Origin of the sequence: Acinetobacter sp. CWB-G5 (genome assembly GCF_019209785.1) — a bacterium.
GTDB classification, from domain to species: domain Bacteria; phylum Pseudomonadota; class Gammaproteobacteria; order Pseudomonadales; family Moraxellaceae; genus Acinetobacter; species Acinetobacter johnsonii.
Genome location: NZ_JAHUTF010000003.1, coordinates 225,093 through 244,520, shown reverse-complemented (window position 1 = coordinate 244,520; position 19,428 = coordinate 225,093). Strand labels below are relative to the sequence as shown.

The following is a 19,428-nucleotide window of genomic DNA, read 5'->3' as shown; positions in this document are numbered from 1 at the left end:
TTTCTAAATTGAATTAGAAGCGGAATTTAGCGTTTACGCCAACAGATTGAGTGTCAAGCGCTTTAGTTTCAGCATTAGCATTTACATAGCTCGCACCTACAGCAATCGCTGGAGTGATGAAGTAGTTTACGTTCGCACCCCAAGCTTTGTTCGGTGTTAAGTCAAAGCTAGACTCTGCATAAGAAGCACCAACACTTAACGCAGGTGTTAAGTAAAGGTCAGTTTTTAATTGGTAAGCAGTGTCTTCACCATAAACAAGACCAGCTTCTAAGCCAAGCGCCATGTTAGTACCGTCGATGTTACCTACGTATTTAGTACGTGCAGTAATCGCGTCTTGGTCATCACCGATTGTTACAGTTTCACCAACAGCTTTAACCGCGCCATTGCTCATTACGTTGAACGCATCAAGAGCAAATTGGTCAGCAACGCTAGTGTAACCTACAGCAACCAAGAAGTTTGGAGCAGCTAAAGCACCCACTTCAAGAGCATAACGGTCGCCTTGGTCATTTGACTTGCCGTTTTTACCATCAAGAACAGTGTGGCTGTAAGACGCGCTTGCATAAGCAGGAACGAATTTAGTTGGTACATAAGCTTCAGCTTTAGCGCCATAGTTGTGAGCAACTACGTCAGCATCTAGTTCAGCATAGTTATACGCTACAGATACATTAGACGCTTGGTTTAAGAAAGCAGCTTCAGCTAAAGGACCTTTAGATGAATCAACATCTTTAAAGTAGAAAGTACCTTGCAAACTGCCAGTAAAATCTTTGTCATTTGCAGCAGACGCATCGAGGTATTCTGATTGACCTTGTACTTCGAATTGGTATGCTTGAGCACCGGTCATGGCTAATAATAAAGCAGTGGCTAAACCGAGTTTTTTCATGATATTTACCAGATTGTTAACATTGGATTAAACTAAGGCTATTCTATTGTAACAATTTATTAAGTCAATGAACTCTAATGGTATTACGTTATTGAGTAATTACTCTAACTATGTTAAAGGTTAAAAAATGCTCAATTGATCGTATCCATGTCAACCAAAAAAAACTTACAGCAGAACAATAGTGTATACCTATTTAGAAAACAGAGAATGCGCGATATCGAATTGTACTGAACTTGATTTTTAATTGATAAATTAGATTGAAGTAATTGGTATAAACGGTAAAAAAAGTTAAATAAGGCGCCTCAAATATAGGCGTTTTTGTGTCCTAAGTCTAAAAAATGCCTAAAATTAGCGCAAAAAACTCGGGTTTTGCTTGCATAATGTACATATCTTCTTAGTGTTTGTGATAATTTTCACAATAATTATAGAATTATATTAATCCATAGCACTTTAGTTGGCTTTACAAGTGAACAGATTTATTTCATAATAATTTTAGCGAATCATTTAACAATATTGTTGTTTTTTGAGAAGCTAATTCTCCTCAAACAGTTTTTGTTTATCTGCCCAACTTTCCCCAAGGTTGGGCTTTTTTTTTATTTAAATTTTCAAGATTTTATTTTCTTTCTGAATAAAAATATATTGAAATTTAATGCATCATAATGGTGCAATTATGAATATGCATTTTCATTAAAAACTTTTATTTGGTCAAAAAAAAACCAACTTCTAAAAGAAGTTGGTTTTTTCCGCCAAAACTTGTGGGAAAATTAGAATATCTGCTGAGGATATACTCTAATTCGCCCCAATACTGTGCATTATGCACCTAAATGTTGCATATGTAAATATAGGTACTTTAAAAAATGGGAAAACTAGAAAATATTGAATGAAATTCACACTAAACATGAATATTATTAAGGATTGATTTACTTAGTTTCCATAGGTGAGTGAAAGTTTAGCCGTGATCATTTGGGGCTGATGAAATCTTAAAATGATGCAAAACAAAGAATTAATCACTTAAATACACGATATACTGTTCGTATAATGAACAGTTAATTTGGTTTTCTTTTATTTTGGAATGGGGGCGTGGTTGAAGTATGCGAGAAATACGCTCTGAGTATTTGAGTCAAAAGTTGTACATTGCAATGAGCATTATTATTTTGTCATTGTGCAGCTTATCCATTCCGTTGATGGTCAAAAGTTATCGCGATTACATCAAAACCAACCAAGCTTTAACTGAAATACAAGCCCTACAAGCTGTTGCAGACTTGGCCAATAAGATTTCACGAGAGCGTGCGCCAGCCAACAAGCTCATGTCGAGTAATCAGCAAGACTTTGCCAAACATGTGCTTGAATTAAAACTGTATCGACTCACGGTAGATGAGCAGATGCAAAAGACCTTAGAGGTTTTAAAGCATTCGAACCTCCCAAATTTAGATTTAAGTTTATTTGACCGTTTAGATGAAGCTTTAATGCAAGGCAGACAACAGGTAGATGCCTATGCAGCTCTACCACGTGAGCAACGTAATGCCGAGACTATGGATCAAGCCATCCTAAAAATGTTCAATGCTTGGGATCGTAGTCATGATGTTTTAAAAGACGTAATCGCTGTATCTGAAGGCAAAGACACCGCTGTTTCAAACTTCTATGTCCAAATTTTATTATTAGCGGACTTACGCGATCAGGCTGGTCGTGCTGCATCCAATGTGATGGCGCATGTAGCTTTTAAACAACCGATTCCTGAAACCAATTTAGCGCGTTCTTTACAGACTCGGAAGCAAGTGATGTATTTGTGGGAACTCATTGATACCTTACAGCCCGAGCGTGATAAAACCGAAGAATTTAAAGTGCTGCATCAAGCGGTTTATAATGAGTTTTTAGCCAAAGGGCTATTGATTGTTGAACGCTTGATGAATGAAAGTATTTACCATCGACCATATTACTTAACTGGCACACAGTTAACTGAAGCAATCGTTGATAAATTTTCGACCGTGGTGGAATTGCAAAATTATTTACTCAAATATAGCGTTGAAAAAGCCATCATTGAAAAGCATAAAGCACAAAATATTTTGCTCACAACGGTGGGGATTTCACTTATTTCAATTTTTGCGGCACTGTTTACCATGATCTATGCACGCAAGAGAGTGTTTAGTCCACTTATTCAAGCGCGTGAAATTCTGTTTGATTTATCCCATTCCAGTCTTCGCCCCAACCCGATGGATACCAAAGACCAACCCGCCAATGTTTATTCTTTATTTGCAGCGATTCAGCAGTTAAAACAGACGCTTCAGCAGCGAGATGCGTTGGAGTTTCGACTCAAGAATATTGCGCATTTGGATTCATTAACCGGGGTTGCAAACCGTTATGCGTTGAATGAATACATTAAACTTTTGGAAAATCAGCCGACTCAGTTTTCGGAGACTTGTTTAATGGTGATCGACATTGATCATTTTAAACAGGTCAACGATGTATATGGACACCTGATGGGGGATCAGGTGATTCAGTTTGTGGCTGAAAAATTAAAAGAAAATATTCGGACATCTGACTTGTTGGTACGTTACGGTGGTGACGAATTTATTGTGCTGATTGAAAATGTTGGAATGGAGCGCGCTTTAAAAATTGCGGAAAAGATTCGTTCTGAGATTTATGAAGCGAAGCCACTTGATAATGTACGTTGCCCTGATTTGAAAGTTAGTATTAGTATTGGGGTCGCAATTGGTGCGACCAGTTGGATGGCACTGTTAGAAAAAGCCGATCGTGCTTTGTTTCAAGCCAAAGAGCAGGGGAAAAATAAGGTTGTGGCTTATTCAGTCGGTGAAGTGAATGAATCATATTATATTTGAAATAATTAGCCCTAAATGAATAAATTTAAATAACAGTACAAAAGAATAGATGAGGGGCAAATGAGAACAGACTGTATTTTTTGTCAGATGACACGAAATGAAATACCTTGCCATATTATTGATAGCAATAACGACTACATGGCTTTTTTAACAATTTTTCCGAATACGTTAGGTGCAGCTGTTGTAATCCCCAAAAAACATTACACAAGTTATGCTTTTGATTTGGATGATGATGTTCTCACCGGATTGATACTTTACACCAAGAAAATTGCGAAAAAGTTAGATGGATTCTTTGAAGACGTTGGGCGGACTGCAATGGTATTTGAAGGTTTTGGCGTCGATCATATACATGCAAAATTGTTCCCTATGCATGGAACCAAGCAAATGCATGAAAACTGGAAAGCTGTAAACTCTAATGTTGATAAATATTTTGAGCAGTACGAAGGCTATATTTCATCACATGATTTTCAGCGGGCAAATGATGAAGAGTTGGCTTTGCTTGCTGAGCAGATTCGAGCTTTTGAATAATAAGTTGAACGATTGGTATTAATGACTATCGTTTTAGAGCATCTTCGTACTGGATTGCTGGCATAATTGCTATTGTGTAGCGTTATCTCATTTTTACTGGGCAAAAGTGACAAAACCCACTTGTTTAACTAATGTTCAGTCCCTTGAGCATAGTCAAACAGGCGACATTCATGTCGCGCCTGTTATGTGGAAGGAGGAAATCCCCCCTCTTAAAGTGGGAGAATCCCAGAATCACTTCAACAACGGTTTCAAAAACTTCGCAGTATGCGAAACTTTAGATTTCACCACATGCTCAGGTGTACCTTCCGCAATAATCATCCCGCCACCTGCACCACCTTCAGGGCCCAAATCAATCACCCAGTCAGCAGTTTTGATCACATCCAAATTATGCTCAATCACCACAATGGTATTGCCCTTATTGCGTAGCTCATGAAGGATATCTAACAGTTTAGCAATGTCATGGAAATGTAGACCTGTAGTGGGTTCATCCAAGATATATAACGTTTTACCTGTATCACGTTTTGCCAATTCACGTGCCAATTTCACACGCTGCGCTTCACCACCTGACAGTGTCGTTGCAGACTGACCTAAACGAATATAGCCCAAACCGACTTGATTCAGTGTTTCTAAACGACGATGAATGACAGGAATCGCATCAAAGAAATGCATGGCATCTTCAACCGTCATATTCAGTACATCTGAAATATTTTTGCCCTTATAACCGACTTCTAAAGTTTCACGGTTATAACGTTCACCATGACAGTTATCACAAGGCACATACATATCAGGTAAGAAGTGCATTGCCACTTTGATCATGCCGTCACCTTCACAGGCTTCACAACGACCACCTTTCACGTTAAACGAGAAACGTCCCGCAGCATAACCACGTGCTTTGGCTTCTGGTGTTTGCGCAAATAATTCACGAATCGGAGTAAATAAACCTGTATACGTTGCAGGGTTAGAGCGAGGTGTACGACCAATTGGGCTTTGATCAATATCAACAACTTTATCAAGGAATTGCAGACCATCAATCGAGTCAAACTTCTCAGCCGTTAATGTCGTTGCGCCATTGAGCTGTGTTGCTGCTAAAGGCAATAAAGTACGGTTAATCAGCGTAGATTTACCTGAACCAGACACACCAGTCACACAGGTCATCACACCCAAAGGAATGGTTAAATCCACATTCTGTAGGTTATGACCCGCAGCACCCATCAATTTAATTTGTTCTTCAGGCTTTGGCGGTTCAGTACGTTTTTTCGGTACTTCAATTTTCAGTTTGCCAGATAAATATTGACCCGTGAGAGATTCACTATTCGCAAGGATTTCATCATAAGTCCCTTCAGCAATCACATGACCACCATGAATACCAGCACCAGGACCAATATCGATAATATGATCTGCTGCACGAATCGCATCTTCATCATGCTCAACGACTAAAACAGTATTCCCCAAATCACGTAAGCGGACTAAGGTTTCCAATAGGCGATCATTATCACGTTGATGCAGACCAATCGACGGTTCATCGAGGACATACATCACTCCCATCAAACCTGCGCCGATTTGCGAAGCCAAACGAATACGTTGCGCTTCACCACCAGACAATGTTTCTGCTGAACGAGAAAGACTTAAATAATTCAAACCCACTGAAACTAAGAAATGTAAACGCTCACGAATTTCTTTAAAGATTTTATCGGCAATTTCACCTTTTGCACCATCAAGATTTAAATCTTGATAATAACTTTCCGCATCACCAATCGACATTTTGGTAATTTGGGCAATGGTTTTGTCTTTCACTCGAACATGGCGTGAAATTTCATTCAGACGTGATCCACCGCAGGCATCACATGCTGCATTAGACAGATATTGTGCCAAATCATCACGAACATAGTTACTCTCAGTTTCACGATAGCGACGTTCTAAATGTGGCAAAATTCCTTCAAAAGGTTGTACACGATTATGTTTACGACCACGTTCATCGATATAACTTAAATCAACTTTTTCTTTGCCTGTACCGTATAAAAATTTCTTTTTGGTGTCGGCATCCAGTTCATTCCAAGGCGTATCCAAAGAAAAGCCAAAATGCTCAGCCACTTTTTCAATCATGCTGTAGTAGTACGGGCGTTGTCTGTCCCAACCACGAATCGCGCCTTGGCTAATGGAAACCTCAGGGCTTGGAATGAGTTTTTCGGCACTAAAATGGCTACGAGTCCCTAAACCATCACAGGTTGGGCAGGCACCAAAGGGATTGTTAAATGAAAATAAACGTGGTTCAAGTTCTGCAACGGCGCGGTCACATTCAGGACATGAGTGTTTAGCCGAAAAAACCCGATCTGGGTGTTCACCGTTCATCCACGAAAGAATCGCAATATCACCGCCCAAACGTAGAGCCGTTTCAAAAGACTCTGCAATGCGGTTGCCGAGGTCATCACGGACTTTAAAACGATCCACCACCACTTCAATGGTGTGTTTTTTCTTTTTATCGAGTTCTGGAATTGGGTCGAGATCAACAATCTCACCATCGACACGGGCCCGTACAAAACCTTGACTTTGTAGCTGTTCAAACAGGTTGGAATATTCACCTTTACGCTCACGCACCACAGGTGCAAGCAGCATCAGCGCTGTTCCTTCATCCAATCCTTTTACGGCATCGACCATTTCCGATACGGTCTGTGCCACCATCGGCAAATCATGCTCTGGGCAAAATGGCGTACCGACACGTGCGTAGAGTAGTCGTAAATAGTCATAAATTTCGGTGATGGTGCCCACCGTAGAACGTGGGTTATGGCTGGTTGACTTCTGTTCAATCGCAATGGCAGGGCTTAAACCTTCAATTGAGTCAACTTCAGGTTTTTCCATTTGTGACAAGAACTGGCGCGCATAGGCCGAAAGCGATTCGACATAACGACGCTGACCTTCGGCATAGAGTGTATCAAATGCAAGCGATGACTTACCTGAACCAGAAAGTCCCGTGATCACCACGAACTTATCGCGGGGAATATCAAGGTTCACATTTTTTAAGTTATGGGTACGTGCGCCTCGAATACGGATATGACTTTGGCTCATAAAACTATCTCGAAATTGTGCAGATGAAGGAGGTATATGATAACGACTTATGCTTTATTCAAGTGTTAAACATGATTTTATAGCGACAAATCATGTCGGCCAAAAGAAAATTGATGCTGCTAGACTGTAGCTAGATTTCAGTGTTGAAACAAGTCTCAAGCTATCGATATTGGCTGCGACTGAAGACAGAAAGGTGTTTACGCGTTGCGTAAAAAAGAGTGGATCACCCATTCGGCGCAGCGCAAAAGTTGCATCATGGTTGTGCTATTTTTGGTTTGCCATACGCCTTCAGGGATAGAGTGTTGTTGTGGTTGCAGCATTTAGCATGCTAGTGCATAAGGACGTTCAAAGATTGAATCGACCGTCTCAAAAGCAAAGGGACGGATAATGTCATGATGAAGACGGGCATAGAAATTGACTTTGTGCTCAAGAGTTTGCAAGAAGGCATCGTAGTCATTTTCAAAGTCTGGTAGGTCGAGTAAGTCTTGTTCTCGACTTAAAACGCAATGATATTTTTTAATAAACGCCAACATCAATTTTTGAATATGTGGATTGGTATAATAAATGAGATAGGTCGCGGCAGAACCGCAGTGTAAACAGCCTTTTTCAAGGTAAATTTCTTCGTTATTTAGCCAGCAACATTGTACGGTAAAAAATGCACGAATGGCTTCAGTACCAAGAGTATCCGGATGCATGAGAACGGCCCTTGAAAGTTAATTATGCAAATGATAATTATTATCATTATTAAAGTTTAGTTTTAAATGCTTAAAATAGCAATCGCGCCTTCTGAAAAAATACGAGATTCGGTCAATAAAAAAGCCCTGAAGAGTTCAGGGCTTTTGGGATCATTTTCGCTTTTAAGCGTGGTCTAAACCGAGCCATTGTTGTTGTTTATAAGCGCTGTCCCAGAACAACCATTCCAGTTCAGCCCCTTTACGGTAGGCTTTATGCATTTTCTCAATGGTATCCGCATCGCAACGTGCAGCCACTTTATCGATGGTTGCAATTACATTACGTACCGCTTGGTTGAATTCCTCACCTGCGTAAGTATCAATCCACGCTTGGTACGGGTTGTTGGCGATAGAGTTACCCACAATGTCTTTACCCACTTCAGCATAAATCCAAAAACACGGTAAGAGCGCTGCTAACACCACTGGGTAGCTTTCAGACCATGCTGTTGCCGTTAGAAATGAAGTGTAATGGTGACATGCCAAAGTCAGCGGGGTTTCTTCAAACTGCTGTTTTGAAATATCAAAATTTTTCATAAAGCCATCATGCAAACTGCGTTCCACCACAATTGCTTCTTTAGCCCCTTGGCTAAACTGAATAATGTCGTCAGCCTCATACGCTTTGGCACCACACACCGCTAAAGCACGACCATAAGCCACCAAGTAGTGCGCATCTTGAATCACATAATGACAAAATGCTTCTTTATTAAGTGTGCCTGAAGCTAATTCTTGGTTAAAAGGTAAAGCCAGTGTTTTTTGATATAAGTCGACATTACGTTGCCAAACGTCTTGAGAAAAAGCCATGATTAGATCCTGAGGGAAGCCAAAATATGGGCAAGACTATAACAACAGTTTGCGCGGAACAACAATTCATCTCCGTACATCGGTGAGATAAGTAAAAATTAACGAAGATGTTTTGGTTTCAGGCGCAAAAAGCGTCATAATTGCGGCCATAAAACTCAACCTGTTTTTTAAGTTTTCGTTCATCTCCAAATTTTTTATAGGTCGATCTGTCATGATGAAACATTTTGGTTTCTCTATCATTTTTACGATCGTGTGTCTTGCGTTGTCTGCGTACTGGGGTTTTACCCATGGACCAGAAGCGGGCTTAAAGACCATGTTTACTGCTTTGACCATTACTGCAATTTTAGCGGTGATGGAGGTCTCGTTATCTTTTGATAATGCCGTGGTCAATGCATCTGTGTTACGTGGTTGGGATCATTTCTGGAAAACGTTGTTCCTGACTGTGGGGATTTTAGTCGCTGTATTTGGTATGCGTTTAATCTTCCCTGTCGCAATTGTGGCTGTAACTGCAGATATGGGCTTTGTTGAAGTCGTACAACTGGCTTTGAATGATCCAAAAACCTACTCACAACGTCTGATGGATCACCACCCTGAAATTGCTGCGTTTGGTGGAGCATTCTTGTTACTTGTGTTCTTAAACTTCTTCTTAGATGAAGAGAAAGACACGCACTGGTTCCGCTGGTTAGAACGCCGTTTGACTAACTTAGCCAATGTTCCTGCAATGTCGGTCTTCCTTGCACTGATTGCACTTTTGGTGATGGCGGCCAATGTCGACGAAGCTAAACGTCTGGTGGTGACCATGGCGGGAATCTGGGGCATCGTGGTTTATATTGGCGTTCAAGTCTTAAGTCATTTGTTGGGTGGCGAACCTGAAGTTGATGAAGATGGCAATGCGGTTACACATGATGCCAATGGTGCAACCACAGGTGTGGTCAAAGCAGGTATTGGTGGTTTCTTATACCTAGAAGTACTTGATGCATCGTTCAGTTTTGATGGTGTAATTGGCGCGTTTGCCATTACTTCAGATGTCGTGATTATTATGTTAGGTCTTGCGATTGGTGCGATCTTCGTGCGTTCGATGACGATTTACTTGGTCGAAAAAGGCACCTTGGATGCCTATGTCTTCCTTGAGCATGGTGCACACTACGCCATTGGTGCTTTAGCATTCATTATGTTGGCAAGTGGTACAGGTCTACATGTACCAGAAGTCGTCACGGGTTTAATTGGTGTAGCCTTTATTGTTTGGGCTGTTATTGCTTCTATTCAATACAAAAAACATCAAGCCGCTTAAAGCAGATGGCTTTAAACCGAAGAAAAGCGCAGCTCAGGCTGCGCTTTTTGTTTTTCAGATCAGGAAGGCTTTTATTAAACATAAAATTCATGCCGCTAGTCGGATTGAATAGCCTATAATCTTGATCCAAGATTAATTCAATACAGTCTGTCCTCGTTTATGATGAATGCTTTAGAACGTCGTTCAACTTTTGCCTTAAGCAGTATTTTTGCCTTACGCATGTTGGGTTTGTTCATGATCATCCCTGTATTTTCTGTGGCAGGGCAGACCTATGAATATGCAACGCCTGCGTTGCTCGGTTTGGCTGTGGGGATTTATGGCTTAACACAGGCCATTTTACAGATTCCTTTCAGCTTGATTGCCGACCGTTATAGCCGTAAGCCTTTGGTGGTTTTTGGGCTACTCCTATTTGCTTTGGGTGGTGCAATTGCTGCGATGTCAGACACCATTTATGGGGTGATTATTGGCCGTGCCATTGCGGGTGGGGGGGCAGTGTCTGCGGTAGTGATGGCATTACTGGCGGATGTGACCCGTGAAGAAAACCGTATGAAAGCCATGGCAACCATGGGCATGAGTATCGGGGTTTCTTTTGCTGTCGCTTTTAGTTTGGGGCCGTGGCTTACCGGTTTAGTGGGGATTTCAGGATTATTCTGGGTAACGACTATCATGGGTTTGGCGGCCATTTCGATGTTATTTTTGGTGCCAAAAGTCACCCGCCATCATCGTAATTATCAACAAGGTTATTTGGCCCAGCTCAAACAAGTCTTAAAAATGGGCGATCTGAACCGTCTGCATGTGTCGGTGTTTAGCTTACATTTATTGCTGACAGCAATGTTTATTTATGTTCCCTCACAGCTCATCGATTTTGCAAAAATTCCACTAAATTCGCATGGCTGGGTGTATTTACCGCTCTTGGTGATTAGCCTATTTTTTGCCTTTCCAAGTATTGTGTTGGCTGAAAAATATCGCAAGATGCGAGGCATCTTTTTAACGGCTATTGGCGGCATTATTTTAGGCTTAGGCATCCTAATTTTTGGCTTTGAGTCGAAGTATATTTTGCTGACAGGTTTGGGCTTATTCTTTATTGCTTTTAATGTCATGGAAGCGCTGTTGCCGTCATGGTTATCGAAAGCTGCGCCGATTCAGTCTAAAGCCACCGCGATGGGCGTTAATGCCAGTAGCCAGTTTTTAGGCGCATTCTTTGGTGGTGTCACAGGTGGTCAGTTGTTGCTGTTAAACAATACAGCCTTGGGTTGGAGCATCCTGACTGGACTAGCGATTGTTTGGTTATTGATTAGTTTTGGCTTGGCACAACCGCGCTATTTGTCTTCGATGGTATTGCGTTTACCTGAACATAAACAAACGGACGAATGGACTTCACAGCTTTTAGCGATTCGTGGTATTGAAGAGGTCGTGGTGATGTCTGATCAGCAAGTAGCGTATGTAAAAGTCGATAAGCAGCAAATAGATGATGCTACGCGACAAGATTTAACGCAGTTGTTGGGGAAAGAGGTAGCCATTTAAGCATAACTCTTATAAAGTAAATAATAGAAATAGATAGGAAGTAAACATCAGATGCGCGGTGTAAATAAAGTTATTTTAGTGGGCACATTAGGCCGAGATCCAGAGACGAAAACTTTTCCAAACGGTGGTTCGTTGACCCAGTTTTCAATTGCAACGAGCGACTCTTGGACAGACAAAAGCACAGGTGAGCGTAAAGAGCAAACCGAATGGCACCGTATTGTGTTACACAACCGTCTAGGTGAAATTGCGCAACAATACCTACGTAAAGGTTCGAAAGTTTATATTGAAGGTTCACTGCGTACTCGTCAGTGGACAGATCAAAATGGTCAAGAACGCTACACCACAGAAATTCGTGGTGAGCAAATGCAGATGCTCGACAACAACCGTCAGCAAGGTGAGCAAATGCAAGGCGGAAATGATGGTTATGCACAACCACGTTTCAACAATAACCAAGGTGGTGGTTATAACAATAACAACAACCAAGGCGGTTATGGCGGCAATCCTGCAGCGGGCAATAGCAACAACCAACAAAGTGGTTATGCGAACAATAACCCAAGCGGTTTTGCACCCAAGGCGGCTCCTCAGTCAGCGCCTGCGGCAGCACCGGCAGATATGGATGATGATCTTCCATTCTGATTTGTATAATATCTAAATATTGTATGAAGTAAAAAAGAACTTGATTTATATCAAGTTCTTTTTTTTATGGTAGGCAAATTTGGTATTTAAAAAAGAGCTTTATGGCATCAAAATGTTCAGCTAATACGAGTGACAGAGCATACTTTTCCTCTATAAAAAAGGGACCTCCGATGAGATCCCTTTTTAAAAAGACTAAATGCTAATAAATCATGATAAAGATTGCTGAGGATGAACCATATTTTTGATCGATAGCACATCAGCCAAAATTTGATCAGACAATAGGTTTTCAGCTTTAATTAAAGCCAATACACTTTGACCAGTTTCATTGGCTTGTTTTGCAATACGAGTCGTTGTTTCATAGCCCAAATAGGGGTTGAGTGCAGTAATAATGCCGATTGAATTATCTACATTGGCCTGACAGTGTTCAGCATTGGCACGGATGTTTTCAATACATTTATGTTGGAACATTTGCATCGCTTTACCCAACAAATCGATCGATTCGAACAGTTTAAATGCAATTAATGGCTCCATCGCATTGAGCTGCAGTTGACCTGCTTCGGCCGCCAAAGTAATAGCCAAATCATTTGCAATGACTTGAAAACACACTAAATTCATGGCTTCTGGAATAACAGGATTCACTTTGCCTGGCATAATTGAGCTGCCCGGTTGACGCGGTTCTAAATGGATTTCATTCAGACCAGTACGAGGGCCACTAGAAAGCAAACGCAGGTCATTGGCAATTTTTGAGAGTTTAGTCGCGGTACGTTTTAAGAAGCTCGATAATAAAACGAAATCGCCCATATCTGAGGTTGCTTCGATTAAATCAGGTGAACTGCTGATCTGCTTTTGCGTAATTTCAGACAACGCTGCGATGGCATATTCACGATATTTAACTTCGGTATTGATGCCTGTTCCAATTGCTGTTCCACCCAAATTTACAACACTTAAAGCAGACGGCATGATGTCATTGAGCTTGTTTAAATCATTTTGTAAGGTATTTGCAAATGCGCCAAATTCTTGACCTAAGGTCATTGGAACGGCATCTTGCAATTGGGTACGACCCATTTTTAAGATATGCGAAAACTTATCGGACTTGTTCTTAAAACTTTGAATTAAATTTTGAAACGGGCTGTTCAATTGCTCAATTGCAAAAATTAAACCCACTTTAATGGCAGTTGGATAGACATCATTGGTTGACTGAGACATATTAATATCATTATTTGGATGTAAATATTGATATTCGCCTTTTAAATGATCTAAATGTTCTAAGCCAATATTAGCCAGAACTTCATTGATATTCATATTGGTGGATGTTCCTGCACCACCTTGAATCATATCAATTGGAAATTGGTCATGATACTTATAATTAATAACTTGTTCACATGCATACTGAATAGCATTGTATTTATTTTCTTCAAGTTTATTGAGTTTAAAATTGGCTTCTGCACATGCAGCTTTAACCATTGCAAGGGCATTAATAAAAACAGGGAATTGATTGAGTTTATTTGGACTTAAATTAAAGTTCTCTAAAGCTCTTAAAGTTTGTACACCATAATAGCAATGAGCAGGAATTTCTTTATGTCCTAATAAATCCTTTTCAACGCGTGTGTTAATCTTAATGTTCATTTAAATAGACTCTAATCTCGAATAAATCGATATTAAAGTGCGCACGGTTTTTTTTCTAATGTAAAAATATATTACTACATGCATTTTTTGCATAATAGATTATAATTGATCAAAGGGTGAGTGAAGAATGAGTTATGACTTTAGAAATTCGATGGATTGAAGATTTACTTGCATTAGAGCAAGAAAAATCAATATCTCAAGCAGCAGCTCTACGACATGTCACACAGTCTGCCTTTACGCGCAGAATTCAGAATATTGAAAACTCATTGGGTTTCCAAATTTTGAAAAGATATAGTAAAAACATTGATTTCACAGAAGCAGGTCAAGTTTTACTGGCTTCGGCAAAAAACATACAAAATCAACTCACTACAACAATAAAATATTTAGAAAAGAATGTGAAACATGATGAGTTAACCGTCAAGTTTGCAGTGTCACACTCGCTCATTACCCAGTTTTTCCCCCGCTTTATTCATGAGTTATCGATGGATATGACGGACTTAAAATTGGAAATTATTGCCTCAAATTTCAAACAGGGGATGCGCTTATTAAAAGATGGCTCGTGTGATTTTTTAATCAGCTATTGCGATCAAAAAACATTGGAACAATTCGATCGTTCTTTGTTCGAATTTCATAAAATTGTTGAAATGGAAATACTCCCGGTGACGGCCTTAGATCATGACGGGACGGCCAAATATTCACTCGATCAGTCTTTTCCTTTGTTGTCTTATAGTAAACAAGCATATTTAAGAAACTGTGTGGATGAAGCGATTGAAAATAAATTGGATTATAGAACTTTATATGAGACTGATAATGCAGGTGATTTAAAAGAGTTGGTATTACAAGGTTTAGGTGTGGCATGGTTGCCTAAATTATTGGTTGAAAGAGAAATCCAAGAAAATAAATTAAAAGTAATGGACGGTAAGCAGTACTATTTATTTCAAGATGTCTATCTGGTTAAACGAGAAATGTCATTTTCAAATCGAATTAATTATATTTGGAATATTTTAATTCAGAAAAATAAATAATTGGATTTTATGAATTATTTTAGTTAATCGTTATTAATAATAAATATGGTGATTTTATGAATAGTAAATAAAGGACTTTACTTACTATTTAAAAATCACCTTTTATTTTCTCTATAAATAGTTCTAACTATTATCGGCCAATTGGTTTACGGGAGGAATGTTGTTCACCATGATACCTTCTTGCTCCGTAAGCTCATCTTTATTGCCCTCAGTACGTGCAATCACGGCAGTTGCAATACTATTTCCAATCACATTGGTTGCCGTACGGCCCATATCTAAAAACTGATCAATCGCTAAAATTAATAGGATACCGGCTTCAGGAAGCTTGAACATAGCCAGAGTGGAGGCAATCACCACTATGGAAGCCCGTGAAACACCTGCAATCCCTTTACTCGTAATCATGAGGGTAAAGAGTATGAGTGCTTGCTGGGAAAAACTTAAATCAATGTTGTAGGCTTGTGCAATAAATAACACGGCAAATGCCATATACATCATCGAGCCGTCGAGGTTGAAAGAATAACCTAAAGGGAGCACGAAACTGGTAATGCGTTTAGGTACACCGAATTTCTCCAAAGCTTCCATAGTTTTTGGATAAGCCGATTCACTACTTGCGGTCGCAAAGGCCAACATGGTGGGTTCACGTACGATTCGCATCAATCTAAAAATATCTTTTTTCAAGAAGATATAGCCGAAAGCAATCAGGAGAGTCCAAAGCGCCAGTAGTCCCACATAGAACTGTCCAATGAAAATACTATAATCAATAATCAGCTTAGGGCCTTGGATGGTAATCGCGGAAGCAATCGCTGCAAAAACGGCAATAGGTGCAAACGCCATGACATAATCTGTAATTCGGAACATCACCTTACAGAGTTCATCAATAATTTTACCAATGATGGTCACTTCACTTTGATGTTGCACATAGGCCAGTGCAGAACCAAAGAAAATTGAGAAAACCAAAATCTGTAATATCTCATTATTGGCCATGGCTTCAGCAAAACTACGCGGGAAAATATGCGTAATGAAGGTTTCTAAGCTCAGACTTGTCGCACTGACACCGATATCAACTGCTGTTTGAGGAACGGTGAGATTCATCCCAGCGCCAGGTTGGAATAAATTGGCTAAGCCCATGCCCAGTAAAAGTGAAATAAATGATGCACCAATGAACCAACTCATGGCCTTTAAGGTAATTGATCCCAGAGAAGAGGATTTTCCCATCGAGACAAGACCGGAAACGATTGTTGCAAACACTAAGGGTGCAATAATCATTTTAATTAATCTTAAGAATACATCGGTCACAATTTTAAAATAGGCGGCAAGTTCTGTGGTTTGTGCGGTCGTTAAAGTGCTATGAAAAGCCCAACCAATCAGTATTCCAGAGATCATGGCAATCAGAATATATTTCAGTAATTTCTTCTGCTTCATACTTATCGTTCCTTCTTTAATCTTCTTTTCATCAACTTTTGGCCTGATGTAGCAAGGCATTGATGACATTCCATGTTGATCAATTTATATAGGCATTGCTTTAGATATTGAGTGCTAAATCGTCGATTGGGGATTTAACTGTGGCAAGTGTTACTTTTTTTTAAAAAAAACGACAATGCAATTTTTAATTCAGTTATGCAAAAAATGCATGAGATGATTCTTTAGTTTTACTTGATATAGATGAGCTGTTCTTAATATAAAGACCGAATGTTTGTTTTTTTAATTCTGATTGGTGATAGGAAAGATACTAAATTTCCTGACTCTGTGAGGAAGAGCCAAGGTCTGAAAGCGAAACCAAAGTTAATGAATACACGAACTCAAAACTAAGCTTTCGCTCATCATTTTCACACGGACAAAAACCATTGAATTGACAGGTTTATCTAATCTTCTAATAATCAGCTCATGATTTTAAGTTGCTGATATAAATAGATAATTAAAATATAGAGGTAGCGTGTTGATGACGTTAATTCAGCATTATTGAATAATTTCATGACTTTTCACAGCTCGCGCACGAGGGCTGATGTTTTCATTCTTTCCTTTCGTACATCCACAAAAAATTATCCACGCACAATTCATTGTTAAAGCGACAGAATTTCCAAACATGAATTTAGTTCACTTTGGTGTGAGATTAAATCATTTTTATTCATGTGATCATTCAGGTATAAATTAAACCACGCTCTTAACGATAGATCATATTCATCGTTACTTCTTAGCCTGAGGATCAGAAAAAAACTGAAAAGGCTGGAAGACGATTCGCTAGAAAGATCCAAAAATAAAATTGGATAGTCTAGAAAGAGCATGAAAGAAATTCAGTTTTATCGCAGAAATATAGGGTAACAGATCGCCATGAGTACAGAGTTTGCATGTTCAATTAAACGCATTCGTTTTGATGAAAACTATCAACCAGCAGATAACACACGTCTAACGACGAACTTTGCTAACTTGGCGCGCGGTGAAAGCCGTGAGCAGAACCTACGTAATACACTTCGTATGATTAATAATCGTTTCAATGCCTTAGCACAAACAGATAACCCGAATGGTGATCGTTATTCGCTTGAAATCGATATTATTTCTGCAAATTTAGACATTGAGGGAAATGGTCAAACTTTCCCAATCATTGAAATGCTGAAAAGCACGATTAATGATCATCATACCCATCAACGTATTGAAGGCATGATTGGCAATAGCTTCTCCTCTTATGTACGTGACTACGATTTTAGCGTGGTGCTGAAAGAACATAATAAAGAGAATTCGACGTCGTATGTACCTGAAGGTTTTGGTGATCTACATGGCAAACTGTATCAATACTTGGTGAACTCAGAGACTTTTAAAGCAGAGTTTAATCAACAGCCTGTGATTTGTTTGAGTGTTTCAACAGCGAAGAAGTATCACCGTACTGCCAATGAGCATCCTGTTTTAGGTGTTGAGTATAAACAAGATGAATATTCACGTACCGATGAGTATTTCCATAAAATGGGTTTACAGGTTCGCTTCTTTATGCCAAAAGGGAGCGCTGCACCTTTAGCATTCTATTTTGCGGGTGATTTACTACGGGACTACACCGATCTTGAGTTGATCAGTGCGATTAGCACCATGGAAACCTTCCAAAAGATTTATCGCCCTGAAATTTACAATGCAAATTCATCAGCGGCTCAAGTCTATCAAGCCAGCCTAGAGTACCCAGATTACTCCTTGACACAAATTGTCTATGACCGTGTTGAACGTGGTCAGCTCGCGGTCAAGCAAGGTAAATGGACGGAAGAGAACTTTATTAAGCCTTATCAAGACATCCTTGAACAATGGGCTGCGAATTACACCGTAAACAGCAACGCTGCTTAATTTAACTGAAATAGAATATTGAAATAGAGATTTAAAATGGCCATTTTATTACCAACATCAACTGCGGGCAGTTTACCGAAACCTTCTTGGCTTGCTGAGCCTGAGAAACTTTGGTCACCTTGGAAACTCGAGGGGGAGGCATTACTCGAAGCGAAACAAGATGCCTTACGTTTGTCATTGCAAGAACAACTCCATGCAGGCATTGATATCGTTAGTGATGGCGAACAAACCCGCCAACATTTTGTGACGACGTTTATTGAACATCTGGATGGCGTTGATTTTGAGAAACGCGAAACGGTTCGTATCCGTAATCGTTATGATGCGAGTGTACCTTCAGTGGTAGGTGCTGTAAGCCGTCAAAAACCAGTATTTGTAGAAGATGCTAAGTTTTTACGTAGCCAAACAAATCAGCCGATTAAGTGGGCGCTTCCTGGTCCAATGACTATGATTGATACGCTGTATGATGGTCACTATAAAAGCCGTGAAAAACTGGCTTGGGAATTTGCCAAAATTTTGAATCAAGAAGCACGTGAGTTAGAAGCTGCTGGTGTGGATATCATTCAGTTCGATGAACCTGCATTTAATGTGTTCTTTGATGAAGTGAATGACTGGGGTGTTGCAACGCTTGAACGAGCACTTGAAGGTCTGAAATGTGAAACTGCGGTTCATATTTGCTATGGCTATGGTATCAAAGCCAATACCGATTGGAAAAAGACCTTGGGTTCAGAGTGGCGTCAATACGAAGAAGCATTCCCTAAACTGCAACAATCTAAAGTTGATATCATCTCACTCGAATGTCAAAACTCGCGTGTACCAATGGATCTGATTGAACTGATTCGCGGTAAAAAAGTGATGGTCGGTGCGATTGATGTGGCAACCAACACCGTTGAAACACCAGAAGAAGTTGCGAATACACTACGTAAGGCGCTTCAGTTTGTCGATGCAGATAAGCTTTATCCATCGACCAACTGTGGCATGGCCCCTTTAGCACGTGAAGTGGCACGTGGTAAGCTGAATGCGTTAAGCGCAGGTGCAGAAATTATTCGTAAAGAACTTTCGGCTTCATACGCAGCAAGCGCGTGATGTGAGAGGGCTACCTGTTTGATAAAATAGGTAGCTTTTATCTGAGTCAAAGCATGTGTCCGTTCTACTGAGGAATAAAATG

The 19,428-nt window shown here is 39.9% G+C and carries 15 protein-coding genes; 8 read left to right on the top strand and 7 right to left on the bottom strand.

Annotation, left to right across the window (positions count from 1 at the left end; genetic code table 11):
* Window positions 1-13: 13 nt before the first annotated feature.
* On the bottom strand, window positions 14-880 hold the full coding sequence (omp33-36, locus tag KVY11_RS08020) for a porin Omp33-36 (RefSeq protein ID WP_218288616.1): 867 nt from the start codon (window positions 878-880) through the stop codon (window positions 14-16).
* Between the two features lie 1,091 nt (window positions 881-1,971).
* Between omp33-36 and KVY11_RS08015 the strand changes: the two genes are divergently transcribed.
* Together KVY11_RS08015 and KVY11_RS08010 are read left to right on the top strand one after the other, a co-directional pair.
* A complete protein-coding gene (locus KVY11_RS08015; RefSeq protein WP_218288615.1) occupies window positions 1,972-3,717 on the top strand; it encodes a GGDEF domain-containing protein in 1,746 nt (581 codons plus the stop codon).
* Between the two features lie 60 nt (window positions 3,718-3,777).
* Complete coding sequence (locus tag KVY11_RS08010) at window positions 3,778-4,245, top strand: HIT family protein (RefSeq protein WP_218288614.1); 468 nt, start codon at window positions 3,778-3,780, stop codon at window positions 4,243-4,245.
* A 231-nt stretch (window positions 4,246-4,476) separates the two neighbouring features.
* Here the strand turns inward: KVY11_RS08010 and uvrA are convergent, their stop codons facing one another.
* The 4 genes from uvrA to tenA all read right to left on the bottom strand — a co-directional run bounded on the left by uvrA (window position 4,477) and on the right by tenA (window position 8,840).
* On the bottom strand, window positions 4,477-7,308 hold the full coding sequence (gene uvrA / locus KVY11_RS08005; protein WP_184117936.1) for an excinuclease ABC subunit UvrA: 2,832 nt from the start codon (window positions 7,306-7,308) through the stop codon (window positions 4,477-4,479).
* Window positions 7,309-7,505: 197 nt separating this feature from the next.
* Complete coding sequence (locus KVY11_RS16600) at window positions 7,506-7,628, bottom strand: hypothetical protein (RefSeq protein WP_256350717.1); 123 nt, start codon at window positions 7,626-7,628, stop codon at window positions 7,506-7,508.
* The gene (locus KVY11_RS08000) at window positions 7,629-8,003 is read right to left on the bottom strand and encodes a hypothetical protein (protein WP_159128603.1); all 375 of its coding nucleotides are present in this window, start codon (window positions 8,001-8,003) and stop codon (window positions 7,629-7,631) included.
* A 162-nt stretch (window positions 8,004-8,165) separates the two neighbouring features.
* On the bottom strand, window positions 8,166-8,840 hold the full coding sequence (gene tenA / locus KVY11_RS07995; protein WP_004691671.1) for a thiaminase II: 675 nt from the start codon (window positions 8,838-8,840) through the stop codon (window positions 8,166-8,168).
* Between the two features lie 211 nt (window positions 8,841-9,051).
* Between tenA and KVY11_RS07990 the strand changes: the two genes are divergently transcribed.
* From KVY11_RS07990 to ssb, 3 genes are all read left to right on the top strand, one after another.
* Complete coding sequence (locus tag KVY11_RS07990; RefSeq protein WP_058870674.1) at window positions 9,052-10,131, top strand: DUF475 domain-containing protein; 1,080 nt, start codon at window positions 9,052-9,054, stop codon at window positions 10,129-10,131.
* A gap of 159 nt (window positions 10,132-10,290) precedes the next feature.
* A complete protein-coding gene (locus KVY11_RS07985; RefSeq protein WP_004978200.1) occupies window positions 10,291-11,655 on the top strand; it encodes an MFS transporter in 1,365 nt (454 codons plus the stop codon).
* A gap of 51 nt (window positions 11,656-11,706) precedes the next feature.
* Window positions 11,707-12,291: a single-stranded DNA-binding protein gene (gene ssb, locus KVY11_RS07980; protein WP_004691666.1), complete on the top strand. Its 585-nt coding sequence runs from the start codon at window positions 11,707-11,709 to the stop codon at window positions 12,289-12,291.
* Window positions 12,292-12,498: 207 nt separating this feature from the next.
* Here the strand turns inward: ssb and KVY11_RS07975 are convergent, their stop codons facing one another.
* Window positions 12,499-13,917, bottom strand: a complete 1,419-nt coding sequence (locus KVY11_RS07975) for an aspartate ammonia-lyase (protein ID WP_218288613.1) — start codon at window positions 13,915-13,917, stop codon at window positions 12,499-12,501.
* A 134-nt stretch (window positions 13,918-14,051) separates the two neighbouring features.
* On the opposite strand from KVY11_RS07975, the gene KVY11_RS07970 reads away from it, so the two are divergent.
* Window positions 14,052-14,942 (top strand): LysR substrate-binding domain-containing protein, encoded by an 891-nt coding sequence (locus KVY11_RS07970; protein WP_218288612.1) that lies wholly within the window; start codon window positions 14,052-14,054, stop codon window positions 14,940-14,942.
* 123 nt (window positions 14,943-15,065) lie between these two features.
* On the opposite strand, the gene KVY11_RS07965 is transcribed toward KVY11_RS07970, so the two are convergent.
* Window positions 15,066-16,364, bottom strand: a complete 1,299-nt coding sequence (locus KVY11_RS07965) for a dicarboxylate/amino acid:cation symporter (protein ID WP_218288611.1) — start codon at window positions 16,362-16,364, stop codon at window positions 15,066-15,068.
* Window positions 16,365-17,270: 906 nt separating this feature from the next.
* Here KVY11_RS07965 and KVY11_RS07960 point away from each other — a divergent pair.
* Both KVY11_RS07960 and KVY11_RS07955 read left to right on the top strand, forming a co-directional pair.
* Window positions 17,271-18,263 carry a DUF1852 domain-containing protein gene (locus tag KVY11_RS07960; protein WP_218288610.1) on the top strand — a complete coding sequence of 331 codons (993 nt, stop codon included), beginning with the start codon at window positions 17,271-17,273 and terminating at the stop codon, window positions 18,261-18,263.
* A 36-nt stretch (window positions 18,264-18,299) separates the two neighbouring features.
* Window positions 18,300-19,346 (top strand): methionine synthase, encoded by a 1,047-nt coding sequence (locus tag KVY11_RS07955; protein WP_004691635.1) that lies wholly within the window; start codon window positions 18,300-18,302, stop codon window positions 19,344-19,346.
* Window positions 19,347-19,428: the final 82 nt, after the last annotated feature.